The sequence below is a fragment of the Mycobacterium sp. genome, from assembly GCF_032159765.1.
GTDB lineage: Bacteria > Actinomycetota > Actinomycetes > Mycobacteriales > Mycobacteriaceae > Mycobacterium.
Genome location: NZ_JAVHWM010000152.1, coordinates 1 through 24184 on the forward strand (window position 1 = coordinate 1; position 24184 = coordinate 24184).

At 64.7% G+C, this 24184-nt stretch carries 22 protein-coding genes and 3 pseudogenes; 12 read left to right on the forward strand and 13 right to left on the reverse strand.

The window, feature by feature from the left end; translation table 11 throughout:
• Positions 1–399: pseudogene (locus QOH60_RS18245) on the forward strand (hypothetical protein); the annotation flags it as partial.
• Here the strand turns inward: QOH60_RS18245 and QOH60_RS18250 are convergent.
• Positions 334–1581, reverse strand: a complete 1248-nt coding sequence (locus tag QOH60_RS18250) for a DUF732 domain-containing protein (protein WP_526422931.1) — start codon at positions 1579–1581, stop codon at positions 334–336. The pseudogene QOH60_RS18245 and the gene QOH60_RS18250 sit on opposite strands and share 66 nt — an antisense overlap.
• A gap of 110 nt (positions 1582–1691) precedes the next feature.
• Between QOH60_RS18250 and QOH60_RS18255 the strand changes: the two genes are divergently transcribed.
• Entirely contained in the window at positions 1692–2054 is a 363-nt protein-coding gene (locus tag QOH60_RS18255; RefSeq protein WP_526422933.1) for a DUF732 domain-containing protein, read from the forward strand.
• Between the two features lie 29 nt (positions 2055–2083).
• Entirely contained in the window at positions 2084–2518 is a 435-nt protein-coding gene (locus tag QOH60_RS18260) for a type II toxin-antitoxin system Rv0910 family toxin (RefSeq protein ID WP_526422935.1), read from the forward strand.
• Here QOH60_RS18260 and QOH60_RS18265 read toward each other — a convergent pair.
• Together QOH60_RS18265 and QOH60_RS18270 are read right to left on the reverse strand one after the other, a co-directional pair.
• A pseudogene (locus tag QOH60_RS18265) lies at positions 2515–4310 on the reverse strand (acyl-CoA dehydrogenase C-terminal domain-containing protein). The gene QOH60_RS18260 and the pseudogene QOH60_RS18265 sit on opposite strands and share 4 nt — an antisense overlap.
• On the reverse strand, positions 4310–4699 hold the full coding sequence (locus QOH60_RS18270; RefSeq protein WP_526423071.1) for a hypothetical protein: 390 nt from the start codon (positions 4697–4699) through the stop codon (positions 4310–4312). Before QOH60_RS18270 ends, QOH60_RS18265 begins: the two are co-directional and overlap by 1 nt.
• A 231-nt stretch (positions 4700–4930) precedes the next feature.
• Here QOH60_RS18270 and treS point away from each other — a divergent pair, with 231 nt between their 5' ends.
• Complete coding sequence (gene treS / locus QOH60_RS18275; protein ID WP_526422937.1) at positions 4931–6763, forward strand: maltose alpha-D-glucosyltransferase; 1833 nt, start codon at positions 4931–4933, stop codon at positions 6761–6763.
• A gap of 28 nt (positions 6764–6791) precedes the next feature.
• Entirely contained in the window at positions 6792–8111 is a 1320-nt protein-coding gene (locus QOH60_RS18280; RefSeq protein ID WP_526422939.1) for a maltokinase N-terminal cap-like domain-containing protein, read from the forward strand.
• Between the two features lie 4 nt (positions 8112–8115).
• Here QOH60_RS18280 and QOH60_RS18285 read toward each other — a convergent pair whose 3' ends face one another.
• From QOH60_RS18285 to QOH60_RS18295, 3 genes are read right to left on the reverse strand one after another with little or no spacing between them, the layout of a single operon-like run.
• Positions 8116–8538, reverse strand: a complete 423-nt coding sequence (locus tag QOH60_RS18285; protein WP_526422941.1) for a PPOX class F420-dependent oxidoreductase — start codon at positions 8536–8538, stop codon at positions 8116–8118.
• Complete coding sequence (locus QOH60_RS18290; RefSeq protein WP_526422943.1) at positions 8535–9611, reverse strand: acyl-CoA dehydrogenase family protein; 1077 nt, start codon at positions 9609–9611, stop codon at positions 8535–8537. Before QOH60_RS18290 ends, QOH60_RS18285 begins: the two co-directional genes overlap by 4 nt.
• Positions 9612–9619: 8 nt before the next feature.
• Entirely contained in the window at positions 9620–10780 is a 1161-nt protein-coding gene (locus QOH60_RS18295; RefSeq protein WP_526422945.1) for an acyl-CoA dehydrogenase family protein, read from the reverse strand.
• 103 nt (positions 10781–10883) lie between these two features.
• Between QOH60_RS18295 and QOH60_RS18300 the strand changes: the two genes are divergently transcribed.
• Complete coding sequence (locus QOH60_RS18300) at positions 10884–11852, forward strand: NADPH:quinone oxidoreductase family protein (protein WP_526422947.1); 969 nt, start codon at positions 10884–10886, stop codon at positions 11850–11852.
• A 59-nt stretch (positions 11853–11911) separates the two neighbouring features.
• On the opposite strand, the gene QOH60_RS18305 is transcribed toward QOH60_RS18300, so the two are convergent.
• Positions 11912–12871, reverse strand: a complete 960-nt coding sequence (locus QOH60_RS18305; RefSeq protein WP_526422949.1) for an alpha/beta hydrolase — start codon at positions 12869–12871, stop codon at positions 11912–11914.
• 229 nt (positions 12872–13100) lie between these two features.
• On the opposite strand from QOH60_RS18305, the gene QOH60_RS18310 reads away from it, so the two are divergent.
• Together QOH60_RS18310 and QOH60_RS18315 are read left to right on the forward strand one after the other, a co-directional pair.
• Positions 13101–14489, forward strand: coding sequence for an amidase (locus tag QOH60_RS18310; protein ID WP_526422951.1), 1389 nt, complete (start codon positions 13101–13103; stop codon positions 14487–14489).
• Between the two features lie 45 nt (positions 14490–14534).
• Complete coding sequence (locus tag QOH60_RS18315) at positions 14535–14867, forward strand: hypothetical protein (RefSeq protein ID WP_526422953.1); 333 nt, start codon at positions 14535–14537, stop codon at positions 14865–14867.
• Here the strand turns inward: QOH60_RS18315 and QOH60_RS18320 are convergent.
• Both QOH60_RS18320 and QOH60_RS18325 read right to left on the reverse strand, forming a co-directional pair.
• A complete protein-coding gene (locus QOH60_RS18320) occupies positions 14864–15490 on the reverse strand; it encodes a hypothetical protein (protein WP_526422955.1) in 627 nt (208 codons plus the stop codon). The genes QOH60_RS18315 and QOH60_RS18320 overlap by 4 nt on opposite strands.
• Positions 15487–16035, reverse strand: a complete 549-nt coding sequence (locus QOH60_RS18325; RefSeq protein ID WP_526422957.1) for a nicotinamidase — start codon at positions 16033–16035, stop codon at positions 15487–15489. The genes QOH60_RS18320 and QOH60_RS18325 overlap by 4 nt, the downstream gene beginning before the upstream one ends.
• A 189-nt stretch (positions 16036–16224) precedes the next feature.
• Between QOH60_RS18325 and QOH60_RS18330 the strand changes: the two are divergent.
• Positions 16225–17379 (forward strand): annotated as a pseudogene (locus QOH60_RS18330) (HNH endonuclease signature motif containing protein); the annotation flags it as partial.
• 233 nt (positions 17380–17612) lie between these two features.
• On the opposite strand, the gene glgX reads toward QOH60_RS18330, so the two are convergent.
• Together glgX and QOH60_RS18340 are read right to left on the reverse strand one after the other, a co-directional pair.
• A complete protein-coding gene (glgX, locus tag QOH60_RS18335; protein WP_526422959.1) occupies positions 17613–19763 on the reverse strand; it encodes a glycogen debranching protein GlgX in 2151 nt (716 codons plus the stop codon).
• Between the two features lie 29 nt (positions 19764–19792).
• Positions 19793–20605, reverse strand: a complete 813-nt coding sequence (locus QOH60_RS18340) for a DUF1206 domain-containing protein (protein ID WP_526422961.1) — start codon at positions 20603–20605, stop codon at positions 19793–19795.
• Positions 20606–20811: 206 nt separating this feature from the next.
• Between QOH60_RS18340 and QOH60_RS18345 the strand changes: the two genes are divergently transcribed.
• Together QOH60_RS18345 and QOH60_RS18350 are read left to right on the forward strand one after the other, a co-directional pair.
• Positions 20812–20991: a hypothetical protein gene (locus tag QOH60_RS18345; protein ID WP_526422963.1), complete on the forward strand. Its 180-nt coding sequence runs from the start codon at positions 20812–20814 to the stop codon at positions 20989–20991.
• Positions 20988–21641, forward strand: coding sequence for a TetR/AcrR family transcriptional regulator (locus QOH60_RS18350; RefSeq protein ID WP_526422965.1), 654 nt, complete (start codon positions 20988–20990; stop codon positions 21639–21641). The genes QOH60_RS18345 and QOH60_RS18350 overlap by 4 nt, the downstream gene beginning before the upstream one ends.
• A 5-nt stretch (positions 21642–21646) precedes the next feature.
• On the opposite strand, the gene QOH60_RS18355 is transcribed toward QOH60_RS18350, so the two are convergent.
• Entirely contained in the window at positions 21647–22264 is a 618-nt protein-coding gene (locus tag QOH60_RS18355) for a TetR/AcrR family transcriptional regulator (protein WP_526422967.1), read from the reverse strand.
• A gap of 102 nt (positions 22265–22366) precedes the next feature.
• Here QOH60_RS18355 and QOH60_RS18360 point away from each other — a divergent pair, with 102 nt between their 5' ends.
• Positions 22367–23695: a cytochrome P450 gene (locus QOH60_RS18360; protein WP_526422969.1), complete on the forward strand. Its 1329-nt coding sequence runs from the start codon at positions 22367–22369 to the stop codon at positions 23693–23695.
• Here the strand turns inward: QOH60_RS18360 and msrA are convergent, their stop codons facing one another.
• Positions 23696–24160 (reverse strand): peptide-methionine (S)-S-oxide reductase MsrA, encoded by a 465-nt coding sequence (msrA, locus tag QOH60_RS18365; protein WP_526423073.1) that lies wholly within the window; start codon positions 24158–24160, stop codon positions 23696–23698. It abuts the gene before it with no gap.
• Positions 24161–24184: the final 24 nt, after the last annotated feature.

The following is a 24184-nucleotide window of genomic DNA, read 5'->3' on the forward strand; positions in this document are numbered from 1 at the left end:
CTGATCCAGACGCTCGGCGACAGCAACACGGTCGCCTCACGTGTCCACGACGACTGGATCGACGCGATCGCCGGGCAGGCCGAACTGGCGAGTTGCGAGGGCGATCTTCGCAGGGACATCGAACCAAACATCGTCGCCGAGTTGATCTTCTGCACGATGCTGGGCTCGCTGACGTGGACCGCGTCCGCACACGGCGACGAGAGGCAGCGGCTGAGCCAGACGTGCGAGATCCTCTTGTCGGCTGTGACGAGCGAAGAGTCGCTGCCCTACTACCAGGATTTTCTCGCCAGCAGGTCACTGCTCCCGCAGCGCTCGTCGGTGCGACCCGATCGATCACTTCACCTGGTCAAGGTGCTTCGGACAATAGGCGCCAATGCTGGCCCCGACGAAGAAGCCTGACTTATCAAGCGGGATACCGCTGTTCTTGCTGATCTCCGTGGCGACATCCTCAGGCTTTTGCCCTTCGTCGAGCAGTTGGCACACCTGCTTTGCCGTCTGGATCGCGTACTCGTCGGAAGGGAAGGTCATCCCTCCTTTGCCCTTGATCGCGCTGAGGAATGCGCTGTCGGCAGTGCTCGAGGAGCTTGACGTGGTGGATTTGTTCGCCGAGTCGCTATCCGACTTCGGCCAGGCCACAATCGCGATGACCACCACGACCGCGACGAGCACGGCAGCGGCGATGCCGGCGAAGATGAGCTTCGAATTGCCCGACGACCGGCCGGGTCCGGGCGGCAGCGGTCCAGGTGGCGGGGGTGACCAGTTCGTCGGGCCGGTGAGCGGAGCGATGTTGCTGGGCCCGCCGAGCGGGGCAGTCGGTTGCGGCTGCACGTAAGCGGGCGGCGGCAACGGCGGCGGCTGCATCTGAGGAGGCGGCCGCGTATAAGCGGGTGGCGGCGGGGCAGTGGGGATGGGGCCAGAGGCACCGGTGCTGAGGGCATGCTTGCGGATGAGCTCGTCGATCCTGCTGGCCGTCGTATAGGTGACGTCGCTTCGGGCCCTCAACGCCTGCAGCAGTTTGCGGACATCGGCGCGCACGGTTTCGTCTTCGTCATCGGCGAGGCCGCCTTCCAGATCGAGCAGCAAATCTCGCTGCTCGTCGTGGGAGATCTCGTTGGAGCTGCGGACGATTCCGCCGATCCGCAGCAGGAACTCGTACGGAATCGGGGGAGGCTCGGGCAACGGATCGGGAAGAGGGCCGCGTTCGGCCGCGAGCTTGTGCAAGGCCGACATCAGCGCGAGCGCGGCGCCCCTCGAGGAATCCCGGTAATCGATGGCATCCGCGGAGAACACCGGAAGGACGCTGGACTCGGTTTCGCCGATGATCAAGAACAGCACCGGGATTCTGAGGTCCTGGGCGTACCGCAACTCGGCCTGGCACGGTTTGGACGCCATTGACTTGTCCGAGACCGCGAAGACGAACACCGTGCACAAGCGGATCTGGTCGAGAACGGTCTGCCACCACGTCGTGCCGCCGCGCAAATCGATGTCGTACCAGACTTCCTGCGCAGCACTTTTGAGTTCATTCGCCAACGAGTTGACGGCGGTGCTGTCGTGCCGCGAATAGCAAACGAACACTTTCATCGTGTCGATCTCCTCATCGCCGGGCACCCGTTAGGACGAGCTTAACCGTCGCGGTTGGGCGTAGTCTCGAGGTGGCTGTCATGGATCTCGGCGGCTGACGGGTGTAAACGGTGACTTCTGCAACTGAATGCAACGCGCGCTCTGGGGTGTCGGCGGTGTTCGTCCGCGCACTTCTTTCGGTGGGGTGTGGCGCTGCCGCACTGATCGCTCCGGCATCCGCGTTCGCGTCGCCTGCCGAGGATCAGGCTTTCCTCGCTGCCCTGGATCGGCAAGGAATCACGTATCCGTCACCGCAATCCGCGATCCGCATCGCCAGTGAGGTGTGCACCCTTCTCGACGACGGGGCCACCGGCGTGGACGTTGCCCGAGAGATCACCACCACCAGCGGGATCCCGGTGAAAAACTCGGGCTACTTCGTTGGCGCGAGCATCACGACGTATTGTCCGTCACACAGTGGCGCCTTCTCGGGTTGATCGTGCGGCGCGGTGGGTAAGGCACACACATGGCAACCGTTGACGTATCGGTGAAGTCGGCTCTACGGCCCGACGACGCATGGGCGCTCGCCTCGGATCTGGACCGCTTCGACGAGTGGCTCACCATCTTCGGCGGCTGGCGTAGCCCCGTGCCGAAGCAGATCGAAAAAGGCACCCGAGTGGCGTCGTGCGTGAAAGTGAAGGGCTTCCGCAACGTAATCAACTGGGAAGTCACCGAGTACGAACCGCCGAAACGTCTCGCGATGAAAGGCAGCGGCCGCGGCGGCGTACGAATAACGCTGACCCTGACTATCGACGAGGACGGAGCGGGCTCCAGGTATCACCTTGTCGCGAAACTGGCCGGTGGTCTGTTGAACAGTCCCGTAGGCAATCTCGTCGCCAAAGTGCTCAAGGCAGACGTCAACAAGTCGGTTTCCAAGCTGGCCCAGCTGCAGGCCGCCTAGAACCAGCTGTCGCGCATCTCGATCGTGGTGCGGTCCATGCTTTCCAGCAGGTCCAATTGGGGCTGCGCCCTGGGCAATTCGTAGCGGAAGAAATAACGTGCGGCCTGACGCTTGCCGTCATAGAGGTCGCCGGTCTGGCGATGGCGGCGCACCACTGCTCCAGCCACATCCAGGCGATCACCAGATGCCCGGTCGCTTCCATGTAGGCAACGCTGTTCGCCATCGCCGTCTCGATGTCACCCGACGAGAACATCGACGACGTCACCGCGGCCAACCGCTGCCAGCCGGCGTCGAGTCGTCGTGCGAGTTCGGCCGATTCACTGCCCAGGGCGATGGCTTCTGCCACGCAGCTACCGACAGCGTCGATCAGTGCCGCAAGGCTGGCGCCATTGCGCTGGACAACCTTGCGTCCCAACAGATCCAGGCTCTGAATCCCGTGCGTACCCTCGTGGATCGGGTTGAGTCTGTTGTCCCTGTAGTGCTGCTCGACGTCGTATTCGCGGGTGTAGCCGTATCCGCCGTGCACCTGGATCGCGAGACTGTTGGCTTCCAAACACCATTGCGAGGGCCAGCTCTTGGCGATCGGCGTCAGGAAGTCGAGCAGCAATGAGCACCTGTCGCGCTCATCGTCGGATTCGGGGTCTTTTTCGATATCGCTGAGACGCGCGCAGTAGAGTGCAAGCGCGAGTGCGCCCTCGACATATGCCTTCTGGGCCAACAACATTCGCTTGACATCGGGGTGGGCGATGATCGGGACGGGTGGGGATTGGGGGTCTTTCGTCGTCAACCGCCGGCCCTGCGGCCGGTTGCGGGCATAGTCAAGCGACTTCAAATATCCGGTGTAGCCCAGTGCGATCGCGCCCAGCCCGACGCCTAGCCGGGCCTCGTTCATCATGTCGAACATGTACGACAAGCCTCGGTGCTCTTCGCCGACGAGGTAGCCGACGGCGCCGGGCTCACCGGCGGGAGTGAAGCCGCCCTCCCCGAAGTTCAGCACGGTGTTGGTGATCCCGCGGTAGCCCATCTTGTGGTTGAGGCCGGCAAGCACCACGTCGTTGCGTTGCCCTACCGCCCCGTCCGGTGAGACCAGGTGCTTGGGCACGACGAACAGCGAAATCCCTTTGGTGCCAGGCGGTCCGCCGGGGATCTTTGCCAACACGAGGTGCACGATGGTGTCGGTGAGTTCGTGATCACCGCCAGAGATCCACATCTTGGAGCCGAACACCCGGTACGTACCGTCGGCCCGCGGTTCTGCCCGGGTCACGATGTCGGCCAGCGACGAACCCGCTTGCGGTTCGGACAGGCACATCGTTCCCGAAAACCGCCCGGAGAGCATCGGTTTGACGAACTGATCGATTTGGGCGGCGGTCCCGTGCTTGGCAAGCAGGTTCGCGTTGGCCAGCGTCAGCATCACATACCCGGCGGTGCTGACGTTAGCCGCATAGAACCACGCCAACCCCGCTGCGGCCACCACCGCAGGCAGCTGGGCACCCCCCACCGCCGAGTCCATCTCCATCGCGACGAGCCCCGCACGGGCGAACGCGTCGAGCGCCTCCTTGACCTCGGGGATGACCGTGACGGTCGTCCCGTCGAAGGTCGGCTCGTTGGCGTCGCCCTTCTTGTTGTGCGGCGCGAAGTACCGGGTGGCCACTTGCTCGCACAGGTCGAGAACGTCGGCAAAAGTCTGCCCGGAGTGCTCCGCGTAACGTTCCCGCTTTATCAGCTCGTCGACCCGCAGCCACTCGAAGAGCAGGAAATCGAGATCTCGTCGCGACAGCAGGTGGGATTTCATCAGCCGCCGAGTGCGGCGATCAACTCCTTGATGCGCGCAGCCTCGTCCTCGGTCGGCGTCTCCTCGGCTTCGATCGCCTCGATGAGGTCGGCGCGCAGGCCGATCCCGTTTCCGGCCTCTTTGGTCGTCAGCTTCGCCCGCCCGCGCGCGAGGTAGAGCCGCTGGCCAAGCGTGGCGCCCGGCCCGTTGGCCGCAGTCGCCATCAAGTCGTCGTAGCGGCTGCGCACTGCACTCAGCGCGACGATCACGGCCGGCGTGGTCCGGCTGCGGCGCGCGGCGTCGCGCAGCGACGATTCGAGCTTGCGTAGGCCGGCCAGAATCACCGCTGCGCGTCCGGGGAATTCGTGGTCCCCTGGATCAGGCAAGGTTTCGATCGCATGCGAATACATGTGCATCGCCGCGTCGGTCATGCTGACGATGATTGGCGATTCGCCGTCGTTGGGGGGTGTGGGGTCAGGCATGGGGACAACCCTTCGTGAGGTTTCGAAGTTCGAGGAGGCCAGCGAAAACGTAACGCTTTTCCACAGGCCCTTTCAACATGTGTCTGCAATATGCGCCCAGAAGAGCTTCGCTGCACGGTTCGGTTTCCGCGTAGTCGGGTAGCTGTCACTCTGATGGGGATGATTGAGGATCACAGCCACGTTGACGAGGCCCAGCACGATCCCGCCGAAGGCAGTCACATCGAAGCCGGACTCGTCGAACATCCCACCGCCGACGATTTCGGGCACGCCAGGTCCCTTCCTGCGGACCGGATGTGGTTCAAGAGTGCGGTGTTCTACGAGGTACTGGTCAGGGCGTTCTACGACGCCAGCGCTGACGGTTCAGGGGACCTGCGGGGCCTGACCGAAAAGCTCGACTACCTGCACTGGCTGGGTGTTGACTGCCTGTGGCTGCCGCCGTTCTACGACTCGCCGCTACGCGACGGCGGCTACGACATCCGGGACTTCCACAAGGTGCTGTCGGACTTCGGCACCGTCGACGACTTCGTCACACTGCTTGACGCCGCGCACCGTCGGGGGATCCGGGTGATCACCGATCTGGTGATGAACCACACGTCGGATTCGCACCCGTGGTTTCAGGAGTCCCGCCGCGATCCGGACGGCCCGTACGGCGACTTCTACGTGTGGAGCGACACCAGCGACCGCTACGCCGATGCCCGGATCATCTTCGTCGACACCGAGGAGTCGAACTGGGAGTTCGATCCCGTACGGCGTCAGTTCTATTGGCACCGGTTCTTCTCGCATCAGCCCGACCTGAACTACGACAACCCTGCGGTGCAGGAAGCGATGATCGACGTGCTGAGGTTCTGGCTCGATCTGGGCATCGACGGATTCCGGCTCGACGCGGTGCCGTATCTGTTCGAGCGCGAGGGCACCAACTGCGAGAACCTGCCGGAAACGCACGCGTTCCTGAAGCGCTGCCGCAAGGTGGTCGACGACGAATATCCGGGCCGGGTGCTGCTGGCCGAGGCAAACCAGTGGCCCGCTGACGTCGTGGAGTACTTCGGCGACGCGGGCACGGGCGGCGACGAATGCCACATGGCTTTCCACTTCCCGCTCATGCCGCGAATCTTCATGGCGGTGCGCCGGGAGTCCCGCATCCCGATCTCGGAGATCCTGGCGCAGACGCCGCCGATTCCCGACACCGCGCAATGGGGGATCTTCCTGCGCAACCACGACGAGCTGACGCTGGAGATGGTCACCGACGAAGAGCGCGACTACATGTACTCCGAGTACGCGAAGGATCCGCGGATGAAGGCGAATGTCGGGATCCGCCGTCGGCTTGCTCCCCTGCTGGACAACGACCGCAACCAGATCGAGCTGTTCACCGCGCTGTTGCTGTCGCTGCCGGGCTCGCCGGTCATCTACTACGGCGACGAGATCGGCATGGGCGACATCATCTGGCTCGGCGACCGCGACGGCGTGCGCACCCCGATGCAGTGGACACCCGACCGCAATGCCGGGTTCTCCACGGCCAACCCGGGACGGCTGTACCTGCCGCCGAACCAGGATCCGATCTACGGGTATCAATCGGTGAATGTCGAGGCTCAGCTCGATAGTTCGACGTCGCTGTTGAACTGGACCCGCACTATGCTCGGCATCCGCCGCCGCCACCACGCGTTCGCGACCGGCGCGTTCAAGGAATTGGGCGGATCGAATCCGTCGGTGCTGGCTTACCTGCGCGAGGCCCGAAGCGACGACGGCGACGACGTGGTGCTCTGCGTCAACAACCTGTCCCGTTTTCCCCAGCCGATCGAGTTGTACCTCCAGCACTGGAACGGCTTGACGCCAGTGGAGTTGACTGGCCAGGTGGAGTTCCCGCCGATCGGCCACCTGCCCTATCTGTTGACGCTGCCGGGCCACGGGTTCTACTGGTTCCAGCTGCGTGGGTCGGAGGAGCGCCCGGGGTCTTCGTCGATGAGCCGCTTGCGCGAAGAGGAAAGAGATCGATGAGCCGCTTGCGCGAAGAGGAGAGAAAACTGTGAGCCTGCCATTCGCGGAGTGGCTCCCGCGTCAGCGTTGGTATGCCGGCCGCACTCGTGAGCTCGAACGGGCAGAGCCGGTCCGGGTCGTCCCGCTGAGCGATGAAATCGACCTGACGCTGGTCGACGTCCACTACACCGACGGATCGACGGAGCGCTACCAGGTGATCGTGCGGTGGGACGTCCCTCCGCCGGACGAGTACGGCACCGTCGCGACGATCGGCGCATCCGGCGACCGCACCGGGTATGACGCGCTCTACGACCCGGAGGCCGCCCGGTTTCTTCTGTCGCTGATCGACTCGTCGGCGGTGCGCGGTGACGTGACGTTCAGTAAGGAACCCGATGGCGTCTTGCCGACGGATGCGGCACCCCGGGTTTTCGATTCCGAACAGAGCAACACCAGCGTGATCTTCGAGCAGGAGGCCATTCTCAAGGTCTTTCGGCGGATCGCCCCTGGAATCAACCCCGACGTCGAGCTGAACCGGGTGCTCGGTCGCGCGGGTAACCCGCATGTCGCCGCGCTGCTGGGATCCGCGGAGATGTCGCTCGGTGGTGAGCAGTGGCCGCTGGCCATGGTGACCGAATTCGCCGCCAACTCCGCTGAAGGCTGGGACATGGCGACCACGAGCACACGCGACCTGTTCGCCGAGGGCGACCTGTACGCGTACGAGGTCGGCGGTGATTTCGCCAGCGAGTCCAGCCGACTCGGCGAGGCGGTGGCATCGGTGCACGCGACGCTCGCGGACGCTCTGGGTACATCGACAGTGGAGTTTCCGGTCGAAACGGCGCTCGCCCGGCTTGCCGCCGCGGCCGCCGCGGTGCCGGAACTGGCCACGCACGTCGCCGCGATCGAAGAGCGGTTCGGCAAGCTGGACGGAGAAACCGTAACCGTGCAGCGCGTGCACGGCGACCTGCATCTCGGCCAGGTTCTGCGTACACCCGAGACCTGGCTGTTGATCGACTTCGAGGGCGAGCCGGGCCAGCCGCTCGAAGAACGACGCAGGCCCGATTCGCCGTTGCGCGACGTTGCCGGGATGCTTCGGTCCTACGAGTACGCCGCCTATCATCGGCTTGTCGACGTCGAACCGGACGAGTACGGCAAGCAGCTCGCGGCCCGCGCACGAGAATGGGTGGAGCGCAATCAGTCGGCGTTCTGCGACGGGTACGCGGCTGTGGCGCAAGCGGATCCGAGGGACTCGGCCGATGTGCTCGGCGCCTACGAGTTGGACAAGGCAGTGTACGAGGCGATGTACGAAAAGCGCTACCGCCCAGGGTGGTTGGCGATCCCGATGCGCTCGATCACCCGACTCGTCGGCTGATCTATCACGCGATGTCGAACGCCGCGATGACCTTGGTGGGCGTCACCCGCACCACCAGCTCACCCGGCACGCCGTTGCGCTGCCCGAATTCCTCGGCGCGGTCGGCTCCCATGTAGCGTCCGCCGATACGCGTGGCGGTGTCGAGCAGTTCGGCTGCGTCTTCCGAGAGACTGGCCGTGCCCTGCACCTGAACGAACGAGAACGGCGGGCGGTCGTCGTCGACACATATCCCAACTCGGGGATCACGTTGTAGGGCACGGCCTTTGGCAGTATCGCGACCGGTGTTGAACACCAGGGCGCCGTCGTCGACGATGAACCACACCGGCGCCACCAGAGGTCGTCCGTCCTTGGCTACGTAGGCCAGCTTCGCTGTGCGGGTTCCCGCCGAGAGAAACGCGATGACCTCATCGGTCAACTCGTCAGTCACAGCGTGACCACCTCGTAGTCGCCGAGCTGCTTCATCAGCACATGCAGATGGTCGTTGGACGTGCCCAGCGTCTGCTCGATGGCGGCCAGCCGCGCGGTGTAGTGGCCGACCGGATACTCGGCCGTCATGCCGATACCGCCGTGAAGCTGGATCGCCTCCTGGCCGATGTGGCGCCCGGAGCGGCCGACCTGAAGCTTTGCCCGCGAGGCCATCAGCGGATCCAGGTGCCCGTCCGCGATCGACATCGCGGCGTAGAGGCTCATGCTCCGGGCCATCTCCAGTGACACGTACATGTCGGCTGCGCGTTGGGTCAGCGTCTGGAATTTGTTCAGCGTGACGCCGAACTGCGTGCGCGACTTGAGGTATTCGGTGGTGAGCCGCAGCGCCTCCTCCATCGCGCCGACCGCCTCGGCACACAGCGCCGACTGACTGCGAATCATCGCGTGGCTGATCTGAAGAGATTTGTCCGTCGCATCGCCGAGCGGTTGCGCCGGCGTCTCGCTGAAATCGATTTGGGCGCCGCGGCGACCGTCGAACGTGCGATAGGGATGCCGCTTTGTGGCCGTCGCGTCGACGAGGAACAGTCCCGTCCCGCCGTCGGGCAACTCAGAGCTGACGACGAGCGTGTCGGCACAGTCGCCTGCCAGCACTGGGTTCATCCGCCCAGTCAGCGTCCACGAATCACCTTGCTGCGCTGCGGTTGTCGCGCCGACGTAGGCGGCGGCAAGCAATGTCTGGCCAGCGGCGACATCGTCGAGGATCTGGCGCTGTTCGTCGGTTCCCAACTCCGCGATCAGACTGCCGGGTGCCAGTGCCGCGGCGATGACGGGCTCCGGCGCCAGGTGCCTGCCGATCTCCGTCATCACCGCAGCTATTTCGAGCGGACCGCCCGAGTCCTCGTCGAAGCCGAGGCCGAGTATTCCGATCTCGGCCAGCTGGTTCCATACATCACGGCTGAAGCCGAGTTCACTGTCGGCGACCTCGTTGCGCCGCTCCTGGTCGTAGCTTCGCGACAGCAGGGTGCGCGTGGTGTCGCGGAGCAGGGCTTGTTCGTCAGTGGGTTGAAAATCCATGGTAGGCCTTACAATCCGAGAATCGTCGATGCGATGATGTTGCGTTGAACTTCGTTGCTGCCGCCGTAGATCGACGTCTTGCGATAGTTCAAGTACAGCGGTGCGGCGCGCTGCGCCCACTCCGGAGACATGATGTCGTCGCCCGCCCCGACGGGCCGTGCGTCCGGGCCGGCGACTTCGACGAGCAGCTCAGTCGTCAGCTGTTGTAGCTGACTGCCCCGCAGTTTCAGCACCGAGGAGACCGGATTCGGCTGGCCGCCCGCCGACCCCGAGACGACGCGCATCTGCGTGAGTTCCAGTGCCAGCAGCTCGTTTTCGACCTCGGCCACCCGCGCGGCGAACAGCGGGTCGTCGAGCAGGCCGCGTTCGGAGGCGTGCCGTTTGACTTGAGCCAGGCGCACTTTGGTACGTCCCACGCCGGCGATGCCTGTGCGTTCATTGCCCAGGAGGAACTTCGCATAGGTCCATCCCTTGTTCTCTTCGCCGACCAGCTGGTCGGCGGGAACGCGAACCTCCTCGAAGAACACCTCGTTCACCTCGACGCCGCCGTCGATCAGCTTGATCGGGCGCATCGTGACACCGGGGGTATCGAGGTCGATCAGCAGAAACGAAATGCCGGCCTGCCGTTTGGGCGCCTGCGGATCGGTGCGGACCAGGCAGAAGATCCAGTCGGCGTACTGGCCAAGTGTCGTCCACGTTTTCTGGCCGTTGACTACGTAGGTGTCGCCGTCGCGCTGCGCCGTCGTTCGCAGCGACGCCAGATCGGAGCCCGCTTCTGGCTCGGAGAATCCTTGGCACCACCAGATATCGAGATTCGCGGTGGGCGGCAGGAAACGCTCCTTGAGCTCCTGTGAACCGAATTCGGCAATCACCGGGCCGACCATCTTCGCGTTGAATGTCAGCGGCTCCGGTACGCAGGCGAGCTGCATTTCGTCGAGCCAGATCTCGTGCTGAGTCGGCGTCCAGTCTTTGCCGCCCCATTCGACGGGCCAGTTCGGTACAGCGAGCCCGTTCTCGTTCAGGATCTTGTGGCTGGTGGCGATCTCGTCACGTCCCACCTCGAGACCGGCGCGCACCTGTTCACGGATGTGGGCGGGGATCTCGGTCGAATAGAACTCGCGAAGCTCGTCGCGGAACTTGGCTTCGTCGTCCGTCAACGCTAGTTGCATCGGTGCCTCCACTTCTCGCGTGATTCTTGAAACAGTAGGCTTTCTCGCCACCGGCTGGCGATGAGGGCTTGCCCGAAGAGAAATGAACGACGACGGAGGTGGCATGCGGGCAGCACAGGTAACCCGGCTTGACGGTCCCGACGCGATCGAGACGGCGGAGGTCGACGAACCTAGCGGTGACGGCGTCGTCGTCGACGTCCACGCCGCGGGCGTCGCATTCCCGGATGCGCTGCTCAGCCGAGGTCTCTACCAGTACAAACTCGAGCCGCCGTTCGTGCCTGGCGGCGAGGTCGCCGGCGTGGTCCGAAGCGCGCCGAAGGGCAGCCATGTCAGTGCGGGTGACCGCGTCGTCGGGCTGACGATGATCAGCGGCGGCATGGCCGAGGTTGCGGTCCTCGATCCCGAGCGCGTGTTCAAGCTCCCCGACCACGTGAGCTTCGAGGCCGGCGCCGGGCTGCTCTTCAACGACCTCACGGTGTACTTCGCCCTGAAGGTGCGCGGCAGGATCGCCGACGGCGAGACGGTGTTGGTGCACGGCGCCGCGGGCGGGATCGGCACGTCGACGTTGCGGATCGCGCCCGTACTCGGCGCGTCTCGCACGATCGCGGTCGTCAGCACCGAGGAGAAGGCCCAGGTGGCCACTGCCTCCGGCGCCACCGATGTGGTCCTGGCGGACGGTTTCAAGGACGCGGTGAAGACGCTGACGGACGGTGTGGGCGTCGACATCGTCGTGGATCCCGTCGGCGGCGACCGCTTCACCGATTCGCTGCGCTCCCTTGCTCCCGCCGGGCGCCTGCTGGTGATCGGTTTCACCGGCGGCGACATCCCCACGGTGAAGGTTAATCGGTTGCTGCTCAACAATATTGACGTCGTCGGCGTGGGCTGGGGGGCATGGACGCTTTCGCATCCCGGCGCGCTGCAAGAGCAGTGGGCGGGGCTCGAGGAGCTGCTCTCCTCGGGAGGACTGGCCGCACCAGAGCCTGAGGTGTACTCGCTGGACGAGGCCGGCGCCGCGGTGGCGTCATTGGAGAACCGCACGGCGAAGGGGAAAGTGGTTGTGCGGGTTAGGTAGTCAGGACAACACAACGGCCCCGGCACGTCGATGTACCGGGGCCGCGGTGCGCTAGTGGATCAGCTAGTGGCTCCCAGGACCCGCTGCATGTCGGGCTTCATGGCCTGCAGCTGCGCTGCCCAGTAGGCCCACGAGTGCGTGCCGTTGTCGGGGAAGTTGAACACACCGTTCTTGCCGCCCGCCGCCTGGTAGGTATCGCGGAAGGTGACGTTGGTGCGCAACGTGAAGCCCTCGAGGAACTTCGCGGGCAGGTCCGACCCGCCGAGCTCGCTCGGCGTGCCGTTGCCGCAGTACAACCAGATCCTGGTGTTGTTCGCGACGAGTCGCGGAATCTGCACCATCGGGTCGTTGCGCTGCCACGCGGGATCGCTCGACGGTCCCCACATCGCCGTGGCGTTGAAGCCGCCGGAATCGTTCATCGCCATTCCGATCAGCGTCGGCCACCAGCCCTCGGACGGGTTCAGGAACGCCGACAAGACGCCCGCGTAGATGAACTTCTCCGGGTAGTACGCGGCGAGGATCAACGCGGACCCGCCGGACATCGACAACCCGACCGCGGCATTGCCATTCGGTGACACATCCTTGTTGGCGGCAAGGTAATTCGGCAGCTCCTGAGTCAGGAACGTCTCCCACTTGTAGGTCCACGTGCCGCCGTTGCCCACCGCCGGCTGGTACCAGTCGGTGTAGAAGCTCGACATGCCGCCGACGGGCATGACGACGGAAAGGCCGGACTGGTAGTACATCTCGAACGCGTTCGTCTCGATGTCCCAGCCGTTGTAGTCATCTCGGGCGCGAAGGCCGTCCAGCAGGTAGACCGCGTGTGGACCGCCGCCCTGGAACTGAACCTTGATGTCGCGGCCCATCGAAGGCGACGGCACCTGGAGATATTCCACTGGCAGACCAGGTCTAGAGAATGCGCTTGCCCTCGGCACGCCGCCGACCAGGCCAATAAGCCCCGGCAACATCGCCGCCGCGACCGCGACGACCGCCAACCGGCGCACTTTGTCAACCAACCTCATGTTCTTATCCATCCCATCTTTCGTATGCCGCACCACATGCGATCGACGTCTACATGTCCGCGACGTAGTGAATCATCTGAATTGCCTTGTGCCGGCGTTCTACACACGATCTTGATGTCGCAGTTGGCTAACGATTGCAGTTCGGCGAGGACTCGGCTCCGCGGATGGGCCGTTATCAAATCTTTGTAATCCCAAGTAAGACGGTACTTTTGGGTGCACAATGCTGAACATGAGCACAGACATCGCCTTCTGCGGTGCGGTCGAGCAGGCGCGGCTGCTTGCACGCGGAAGCATCACGGCACCCGCGCTCGTGGAGATCTACCTCGAGCGGATCGCGCGCCTCGATCCGTTGCTTCGCGCGTACCGCGTGGTGCTTGCCGATTCGGCGCGCGCCGAGGCCGTCGCCGCGCAGACGCGACTGGATACGGGGGAGCGGCTGCCGCTGCTCGGTGTCCCGATCGCGATCAAAGACGATGTCGACGTCGCCGGCGAGTTCACGACGATGGGCACCAGCGCGCACGGCGCCGTCAAGCAGGATGACGCCGAGGTGGTGCGCCGGCTGCGCGCGGCGGGCGCCATCATCCTCGGGAAGACCGCGGTGCCGGAATTGTGCATCTGGCCGTTCACCGAGACGCTCACGTTCGGGGCGACGCGAAACCCGTGGGACGTCGACCGCACACCGGGCGGCAGCAGCGGTGGGTCCGCGGCGGCGGTCGCGGCAGGACTTGCCGCGATGGCGCTGGGCTCCGACGGGGCGGGCTCGATCCGGATCCCGTCGACCTGGTGCGGGTTGTTCGGGATCAAGCCGCAACGCGACCGGGTGCCGTTGGCTCCGCACGACAACGCATGGCACGGGCTGTCCGTCAACGGCCCCATCACGCGCACCGTCGCAGACGCCGCGCTGTTTCTCGACGTGACGAGCAACCCGCCGATACCCGCCGGCGGGTTCGTTTCGGCCGCGGCGCGCGCACCAGCTCGGCTCCGAATCGCGTTGAGCACCAAGGTTCCTCCGCCGCTCGTCGCTCGGATCGGCAAGGCTCAACGCCGCGCCGTTCACGACGCGGGCTCCTTGCTGCGCGACTTGGGACACGACGTCGTCGACCGCGATCCCGACTATCCGGCGAAAGTGGCTCCCACGAATCTGCTCCCGCGTTACTGGCGTGGTGTCCACGACGACGCGGCGGCGATGCCCCATCCGGAGAGGCTGGAGGCGCGTACCCGCAGGCTCGCGAGGATCGGCGGCCTGTTCTCCGATCGGCAGATTGCCGCCGCCCGAGCCGCCGAGGACGGCATCCGGGCGCGCGTGCTGTCGATCTTCGACGACGTCGACGTCCTGGTCACCCCTGGCGCGACCACGGGCCCGTCGCGTATCGGTGCATACCAGCACCGGGGTGCCGTCGTGACGCTGCTGCTCGTCGGGCAGCGCGTTCCGTTTCAGGAGATGTTCAACGTCACGGGGCAACCGGCGGCCGTGGTGCCGTGGGCGCTTGACGACGATGGCGTCCCGTTGTCGATTCAGCTTGTGGGCCGGCCTGATGACGAGGCGACGTTGCTTGCGTTGAGCGCTCAGATTGAGTCCGTGCGGCCATGGGCGGGGCGCAAGCCGCCGGTGAGCTGAGGGCGGTCGTGTTTATCCATCGGGCATAGGGGAAAATCGCTTGTTATGCCGGATGAAATGCTCACCCCAGAAGAGCAGCTGGACTCCGACGAGATTCGCAACGACGACGGCGATGAGGTAGTGGACCCGCCGGACCAGTGGCTCGACCCGCGCGAAGACGAATCTCTGGACGAGCGGCTCGCTGACGAGGAACCCGACACGTCAGTCGACACACCGCTTTCCGATGCGGCCTACACCCCAGACGGGGTGTCGTCGTCAGAGTACGGCGTGAAGGAAGCCGACGTCGTCGACGGGGTGATCGTCCAGGACTCACGCGTCGACCGCGGTCAGATCGACGGCACTCCGGAGGACGGCGACTCGTTCTTCGACGTCAACTAGTCGGGCTGCTTTCCCCCGACGAGCCCGAGCGCGAGGAAGAACACCACGAACAGCGGGCCTCCCACGTAGAGATTCATGACGCCGCCGGGCTCGATGAATCCGGGGGCGCCGATGACCGTAATGGTCTCGATGAGTTGCTCCAGCGCGAACAGTGCAGCGAGCACGCCGATCCATCGTGGAAATTGATGATCGCGCGCGGCGAGTGCAACCGGGGTCGCCACCATCACGTCGGCCGCCGTCAGGACAGGTCCCCACATCGCCGCGATGTCCGCGAATGTGCGCGCCGTGTCGGGATTCAGATGGGCAGCGTGGAGCGCGAGCCCCGCGGTGAACCACATCTCGATGGCTGTCTCGGTGATGATCACCGCCGAACCGATCGTGAAGATGTACCCGTGGGCGCCGTCGAGTCGGGTACGGGCGTAGCCGAGAACAGTAACGAGAGCGAGTGACCCGAGAGTGACGAGCAGCGCCTGGACGCGAAGTGCGGCGGCATGCTCGGTGATATGCGCGACGACGTCGTCGCCTGGTTTGTCGCCACCGGGAATTGGAGGCACCATCAGCAGCGCGACGGCGAACAGTAGGGCGAAGACGACACCTGCCACCTGGGGCACACGACGTGTCACGCGACCGCCACTCCTTTCGCACGGAGATCGTCGAGGGCTTTCTCCGACGTCTCTTGCGCCACTCCGGCAATGAAATCTTCGATCACCGTCGTCGTGAACTCGGCGCGAGCCGCGTCCAGCGCGGTCGCGAGCACACAGTAATCGGTGGCGATTCCGACCACGACTACTTCGTCGACTCCGCGTTCTCGCAGCCAGTCGGTGAGCGGTATTCCGACTTTGCATGCGCCTTCGAACCCGCTGTACGCCGCCGAGTACTCGCCCTTGGTGAAAACCGCTTCGATGGAGGATGTTTCGAGGTCCGGGTGGAAGTCCGCACCGGATGTGCCGGCGACGCAGTGGCGGGGCCATGTGTTCTGGAAGTCCGGGTCGTCGGAGAAATGGGTGCCCGGATCGACGTGAAAGTCCTTGGTGGCCACGACATGGTCGTACCCGGTGCTTTTGAGGTGGTCGGTGATCGCCCGCGCGACTTCAGCGCCTCCGGCGACCGCGAGCGAGCCGCCTTCGCAGAAGTCATTCTGAACGTCGACGATGATGAGCGCCTTCATGCGGTTACCGTAACGCCGCGTCACTCTCGGAAGGGAGCGTTCGGGGACTGTTAACCCGGTCGCTTTGGTTGTCAAGGGGTTGGCGCGCATCTGTGGATGGATTCGGATCTGTGGATAAGTCGGAGTGAATTGGGTTGTGCGGGTTGTGGTGTCGGGATTGTTGTCGGTGGGTGTCGCTAGCTTTGTGGTATGAGTTCGACCGCGTTGCAGCAGGCGGCGGCTGTCTGGAATGAGTTGGCCGCCCAGGCCGACGTGCCCGTCGAGTCGCGCACCACCGCCCAGCACCAGGCCTGGCTGGCTGGCGTGCACACATTGGCGCGCTGCCTGCCGCCGCTGTGCCATGAGTCGATCAACGAACTGGCCGAACATGCGACGGTGGCCGAGTTGGGTGGGTCACTGCGCAATGTGTTGGCCGACCTGTTGCGGATCAGCCGCGCCGAAGCGGGGCGTTTGATCGAGGAGGCCAGAGATCTGGGGCCGCGGCAGACGCTGACCGGTGAGCCGTTGCCGGCGCGGTTGGAGGCCACCGCGGCCGGGCAGGCCGCCGGGGAGATCAGTCCTGAGCAGGTGCGCATCATCCGCGGATGCCTGGGTCGGCTGCCGTACTGGATCGACGAACCCACCCGCGCAGAAACCGAGCGGCAGCTCGCGGCGGTCGCCGCCGGGTCCCGGCCCGACGAGCTCACGCGGTTCGCCGAGGACGTGGTGCTGATGCTCAACCCCGACGGCAACTTCTCTGACGTCGATCGGGCTCATCGGCGCGGGGTGACGATCGGGCCGCAGGGCCCCGACGGGACGAGCCGCATCTCGGGACACCTCACCCCCGAGATGCGCGCCGGGATCGATGCGGTGTTCGCGACATGGGCCGCCCCGGGGATGTGCGATCCCGCCGACGAACAACCCGTCATCGACGGGCAGCCCGACGACGCCACGGTGACCGGTGATGCCCGCTCGGCGGCCCAACGCCGCCACGACGCCCTGAACACGATGGTGCGCTCGACCTTGATGTCGGGCGATTTGGGATCCCATCAGGGGCTGCCGGTCACCATCATCGCCACCGCCACCCTTGAAGACTTACACAAGAAGTCCGGCATCGCGCACACCGCCACCGGCACCCGGCTGCCGATCACCGACGTGATCCGGCTCAGCGCGCACGCCTACCACTTTCTGCTGCTGTTCGATAAGGCGAAACGCTGCCAGCTCTACAAAGGCCGCACCACCCGGCTGGCCACCGCGGCCCAACGCCTGGTGCTGACGGCCACCGAGCGCGGATGCACCCGCCCGGGCTGCACCGTGCCCGCCGCCTGGAGCCAGGTCCACCACATCAACGACTGGGCAAAAGGCGGACCCACCGACATCGACAACCTCACGCTGGCATGCGGCCCTGACAATCGCCTGGCCGATCAGGACGGCTGGACCACCCGGAAGCGCAAAGATGGCACCACCGAATGGATCCCACCCCCCCGTCCAAGACCACGGCCAACCCCGCACCAACACCTACTGGCACCCACAAAACATGCACCAAAACACCGGGGAAGACGACGACGGAGAGGGGGAGCCAGAGTGCGCCTAGGTCGTTATTCCGATACGGCCTGCAATACCACCGTTGCCCGCGACTCGACGCGGACTTTGCCTGCGGCGGCGATGGGCTTCGGGTCGTCGCCGTCGGGCGTCATCGACTTGGCGGTGTCGACCACCGGTAACCACGACTTGCCGTATTCCGCTGACGGCAAGGTGAATTCGAGGTCGTCGTCATGCGCGTTGAAGCAAAGGACGAAAGAATCGTCGGTGACGCGGTGTCCGCGGGCGTCGAGTTCGGGAAGACCCAACCCGTTGAGATACACGGCGATGGACCTTCCGAACCCGGCCTCCCAGTCGTCGTCGTTCATCTCGGAACCATCAGGGCGGAACCACGAGATGTCGGGTACTCCTTCTTTACCCCGTTGACGTACGGGGAGTCCATTGAAGAACCGCCGCCTGCGGAACACCGGATGTGCCGTGCGCAGGCCGGCGATCATCCGGGTGAACTCCAACAAATCGGTATCCGTCTGATCCCAATGGACCCAGGTGATTTCGTTGTCCTGGCAGTAGCCGTTGTTGTTTCCACCCTGTGTGCGGCCGAGCTCGTCGCCGTGGCTGATCATCGGGACACCCTGCGAGAGCAGCAATGTCGTAAGGAAATTGCGCTCCTGCTTCGCGCGCAGTTCGTTGACGGCGGGATCTTCCGTCGGGCCCTCCGCCCCGCAGTTCCACGACCGGTTGTTGCTTTCGCCGTCGCGATTGTCCTCGCCGTTGGCCTCGTTGTGTTTCTCGTTGTACGACACCACATCTCGAAGCGTGAAGCCATCATGGGCCGTCACGAAGTTGATCGACGCGACCGGGCGCCGCCCGGTGTGTTCGTACAGGTCCGCCGACCCGGTCAGCCGGGACGCGAACTCGTCGAGCGTGGCGGGCTCACCGCGCCAGTAGTCGCGGACCGTGTCCCTGAACTTGCCGTTCCACTCCGTCCACTGCGGCGGGAAGTTGCCCACCTGATAACCGCCCGGCCCGACGTCCCACGGCTCGGCGATCAACTTGACCTGGCTGACCACCGGATCCTGCTGCACGAGTTCGAAAAACGTTGCCAGCCGGTCGACTTCGTAGAATTCGCGGGCGAGGGCCGCGGCGAGGTCGAACCTGAAGCCGTCGACGTGCATCTCCGTCACCCAGTACCGAAGCGAATCCATGATCAGCTGCAAGGAATGCGGATGACGGACGTTGAAGCTGTTGCCGGTGCCGGTGTAGTCCATGTAGTAGCGCTTGTCGTCGTCGACGAGGTGGTAGTAGGCCGCGTTGTCGATCCCGCGCATGGACAGCGTCGGTCCCATGTGGTTGCCCTCGGCGGTGTGGTTGTAGACGACGTCGAGAATCACCTCGATGCCCGCCTCGTGCAACGCCCGCACCATCGTCTTGAACTCTTGAACCTGACCACCGGGGTTGGTCGCGGAGCTGTACTTGGCGTCGGGCGCAAGGAAGCCGATCGTGTTGTAGCCCCAGTAGTTTGACAACCCCTTGTCGATCAGCGTGGAGTCGTTGGCGAAGTGGTGTATGGGCATGAGTTCGATCGCCGTGATACCGAGCTTCTTCAGGTGCTCGAGAATCGCGGGATGTGCAATGGCGGCGTAGGTGCCACGCAGCCGCTCCGGGATGTCGGGATGCGTCTGCGTCAGGCCCTTCACGTGAGCCTCGTAGATCACCGAGTCGGCGTATTCACGGCCGGGCGGACGGTCGACGCCCCAGTCGAAGAAGGGGTTGATCACCACCGACTTCGGCATGTGTGTCGCCGAGTCCTCGTCGTTGCGGCTGTCCGGATCGCCGAAGTTGTACCCGAACAGCGGCTGTCCCCAGTCGAAAGAGCCGTCGATGGCCTTCGAGTACGGATCGAGCACCAACTTGTTGGGATTGCATCGATGCCCTTGAGCCGGGTCGTACGGTCCGTGCACCCGGTAGCCATAGCGTTGTCCAGACTGAACCTCAGGCAGAAAACCGTGCCAGACGAAGCCGTCGACCTCGATCAGTGGCACCCGCGTCTCGTCGCCGTTGTCGTCGAACAGGCACAACTCGACCCGCTCAGCGACCTCGCTGAAGATCGCGAAATTCGTGCCCGACCCGTCATATGTAGCCCCGAGCGGATACGCCTTTCCCGGCCACTGTTCCAACCGCCGTGTTTCCGGCGGAGCCTGCGTCACGGTGCGTCTTCCTCGTCTTCCTCGTCGACTCACAGACGGCAATATCGGCTCCGAACCAAGCTGTACACCCCGAACGAGCCGAAGCCCAACGCTGCCACAATCAGCAGTGCCTTGCCGAACGGGCCCGCCCCGAAGGTCTTCACGGCGCCGTCGATCCCGCTGGCTTTGGCGGGATCCGACGTGATTGTGGCAACGATCACGAGGATGCCTGTGCCCGCCAGCACCAGTCCCTTCGCGACGAAGCCCGTGATTCCGACGATCGTCACGAACCGGCCACTGTTGACGGTCAGATCGTCGAAGAACTTCCGCGTCACGCCCTTGTATACGTGGTAGCCGCCGACAACGGCCACCACGATTCCGACGGCCACGAGCGCGAACCTGCCCCAGTCGTTCTGCATGAGTTTCGCGCTGATCCCGGTGTTGCGCTGTGCGCTGCCTTCCCCGCTGCCGATCGCGAACCGAATCGCCGAGTACGCGATCGCGAAATACAGCACGGCTAGAACACCTGCGTTGAGGCGGTCGCCGACACCCGAACCGTCCTGCGAGTTGCGCTCCGACGGATGCTGTCCCACAGCGGCTTCTGCGAGTCGCCACAGGCCGAGGGCCGCCAAGCCGGCTGCGGCCGCCCACAGCAGGGCCGCGCCGCCGGGACTGTCCGCGAGGGCTGCCAGCGCTCCCGACTGGTCGGCGGTGCCGCCGGTACCGAGCGCGATGAGCAACACGATGTAGCCGATCAGGATGTGGAGCACGCCGCTGACGACGTAGCCGGCGCGCGCGGCGTACTGAAAGGTGTCGCTGTCGGTCGCGCGATTGATGGCGTCTTCAGCGCGATTCGTCGTCATGGTGGCGCTGCTATACCCACTTACCTTGACGTCAACACTCTGGCCACCGGCTATGCGGAAATATGGCCCACCTCATAGTTGTCGCGCCAGACGATGGCTGACTCTGTCAATATCACGAAACGATCACGACGATTTGACGTTAATTATGCAAGCGAGCATAGTCGTGAGTGCGGGATCTGTAACGGTTCCGCGAAAGAGGTAACGCCATGACGATCATCGAACTCAACATCGCGGGACTACACGTCACGGGATACGCGCCCAGCCGAGCGGCGGTGATTCAGGCATGGCAGCGCCCCTTCCGTGCCTTCGGCCGCAATGTCAAGAACGCCGGCTGGTCAACGGGACACCTGCGTCCCCGTCACGCCGCCGACCGTCCGGCGGCATGAAGTCCCGCGTCACGGCCACCGCCACAGCCCTGCGCCAGCGGCGCAAGCGGGGCACGACCAAGCGGCGAATGTTGTTGAGTGCAGCCGAGGTGCTGCGTGAGCGCGGCGCGGCGGGCGTGACCATCGACGAGGTTCTCAGCCGCAGCGGAGCGCCGCGCGGATCCGTCTACCACCACTTCCCCGGCGGCCGGAACCAGATCCTTTTGGAGGCACTCGGTTTCGCAGGCGACTCGATGACCGCTGCGATCGACGAGGCTGCCGCCCAGGGGCCGATGGCACTGCTACATGAATTCGTCGAACTTTGGGAAGACGTGCTGCAGGAAAGCGATTTCGCGGCAGGCTGCCCGGTGGCGGCGGCCGCGATCAGCACCTGCGACGGCGATCCGCGGCTCTCCGATGACGCCGCACGGATCTTCGACCACTGGCAGGCTGCGCTGACCCGGTCGTTCGGCGCCGATGGTTTCGACGACCAGGAGGCCAGGGCGCTGGCCACCACGATGTTGGCGGCGACCGAGGGCGCTGTGATCCTCTGCCGCTCGCTACGCAGTTCGCAACCTCTGCGCGATGTCGCGGAGAACATCGAGTTCCTGGTCAACGGAAAGAAATTCGTCAGACAGTACGGGAAACCCCCAGTGCCTCAGGAGATCTGAGTCATTCAGGAAACCTGACCGCCCGCTGCCACAAGCGCAATCGACGCGGCTACGGCGGTATCGACGATTTCGCGAACATCCCTGTTGTCCTCGACCGTCAGCGCCGCGAGCTCCCGCAACCCGCCGACCAGGATCAACGCCATTTGACGCGACGCGGGAGCGATGTTGTCGCGCTGAAAGCCGGGATTGCTGCTGATGGTGACCATCATCTCGATGAACTGCTCGATACCGTGGCGCTGTACGGAGCGGACCATCGGACCGAGCGCGGGCAGCTCACGTATCCAACTCAACATCACAGCTGGCCGCGCCTCGAGCACTTCGACGTATGCGCCGATGGCCTGCTGAATCTGCTTGTGCCAGAATGCTTCTGGGTCAACCGCCGCCATGATGTGCGCAATCATCTCTTGGTTGGAGGTGTGCAGCAGCTCAATGAAGCATTCTTCCTTGCCGCTGAATTCCTGGTAGAACGTGCGCTTGGAGGTCCGGGCATGCCTGACGATGTCCGCGATCGTCGTTTCGCGGTATCCCCGCTCGGCGATCGACGCTGAAAGTCCGCCGAGCAGCCGGCGTCGGAAGGGATGGTCGGCGTCCACGTCAGTGGTGGCAACGTCAGCGACCGTCATCGCGCCTCCTTTTCCCGTAGCTCTTGCGGCACCGTGGTACTTACCGGTACCGTACAGCACTAAGGTGTGGTACCGCGTCGTACCACAGGTAGGGAGAGTGCGATGTCTCACACGACCGTCGACGTAGCACCCGGGACCGTGCCAGCCAAGCTGCCGCCGGTTGTTCGGCTTCCGAAAGTGGTCCAGGGCATGGCCTTCGTGGCGGACCGGGCCGCAGTGGTCAACCGTGCCGCTCGCCGGTACGGACCAGTGTTCGCGATCAACATCCCGATCTTCGGCCGCACCGTGGTGGTCGCCGATCCGGCGTTGGTGCGCCAAGTGTTCACAGCCAGTACCGACGACCTGCTCAACATCAAGCCGAACCTCAGCCGGATCATGGGTCCGGGTTGCGTCTTCGCTCTCGACCGCGCCGAGCACCGTCACCGCCGCAAGCTCTTGACGCCGCCGTTCCACGGCAAGAGCATCAAGAACTACGAGCAGCTCATCGAGCAGGAGACACTGCGTGAGGCCGCCAATTGGCTTGTCGGAGAAGAGTTTGCGACTCTCGAGCCGATGATGCGTCTGACCCTGAACGTGATCCTCAGGGCCGTCTTCGGAGCGGATGGCGCTGAGCTCGACCGGCTGCGGGAGATCATGCCCGCGTGGGTGACGCTCGGTTCGCAGCTGGCTCGCCTGCCAACGCCGCCTCGCGCGCTCGCCGGGATCGGCCCGTGGCGCAGGCTTGGGGCGGCCCGTCGGGAGTTCGACGAGATCGTGGCGAAGCTGATCGCGCGGGCGCAGGCGGATCCGGATTTCGACGAGCGCACCGACATCCTGTCGCTGATGCTGCGCAGCCGATACGACGACGGATCGCCGATGCCGCATGAACACATCGCCGACGAGCTGGTGGCGCTGCTGTCCGCCGGACACGAGACGACGGCTTCGACGCTGGCATGGACGTTCGAGCGGCTACGCCGCCACCCCGAGATCGCCGCCGCGTTGGTGGCCGAGGCCGACGGCGACGACAACGAGTTGCGTCAGGCGACGATCCTCGAGGTTCAGCGGGCCCGCACCGTGATCGACTTTGTCGGCCGCCACGTCGCGGCACCGTTCTTCGATCTGGGTGAATACCGGATCCCGCATGGCTACGAAATCATGGTCAGCATCCGGCAACTGCACGAAAACCCCGAGATGTTCCCCGAACCGGACCGCTTTGACCCTTACCGCTACGTCGGCGAGCGACCGCCGACGTTCGCGTGGGTTCCGTACGGCGGCGGCACTCGCCGCTGCGTGGGCGCGACATTCGCGAACACCGAGATGGACGTGGTCTTGCGTACGGTGCTGCGGCACTTCACGCTCGACTCGGTGAGCGATCCAGGCGAGAAGCTGCACTCCCGCGGGGTCGCCTACGCACCGAAGCGCGGTGGGCGCGTCGTTCTGCAGCGCCGCTGATTACGGTGTGGTTGCCCGCTTCGGCAGCTTCCAGCCGGCCCGAGGGAAGTGGCAGGTATACCCGCTCGGGTAGCGCTCCAGGTAGTCCTGGTGCTCCGGCTCGGCCTCCCAGAAGTCGCTGGCAGGCGTCACCTCGGTGACGACCTTGCCTGGCCATAGTCCCGACGCTTCGACGTCGGCGATGGTGTCGAGAGCCACCTGCTTCTGCTCGTCATCGGTGTAGAAGATGGCCGAGCGGTAGCTGGTGCCCACGTCGTTGCCTTGGCGGTTCTTCGTGGTGGGGTCATGGATCTGGAAGAAGAACTCCAACAGCGCGCGGTAGTCCGTCTTCTCGGGGTCGTAGGTGATCTCGATCGCCTCGGCGTGGCCGGGGTGATTGCGGTAGGTGGCGTTGGCGTTCTGTCCGCCGGTGTAGCCGACGCGCGTGCTGATGACGCCGGGCTGCTTGCGGATCAAATCCTGCATACCCCAAAAGCATCCGCCGGCCAG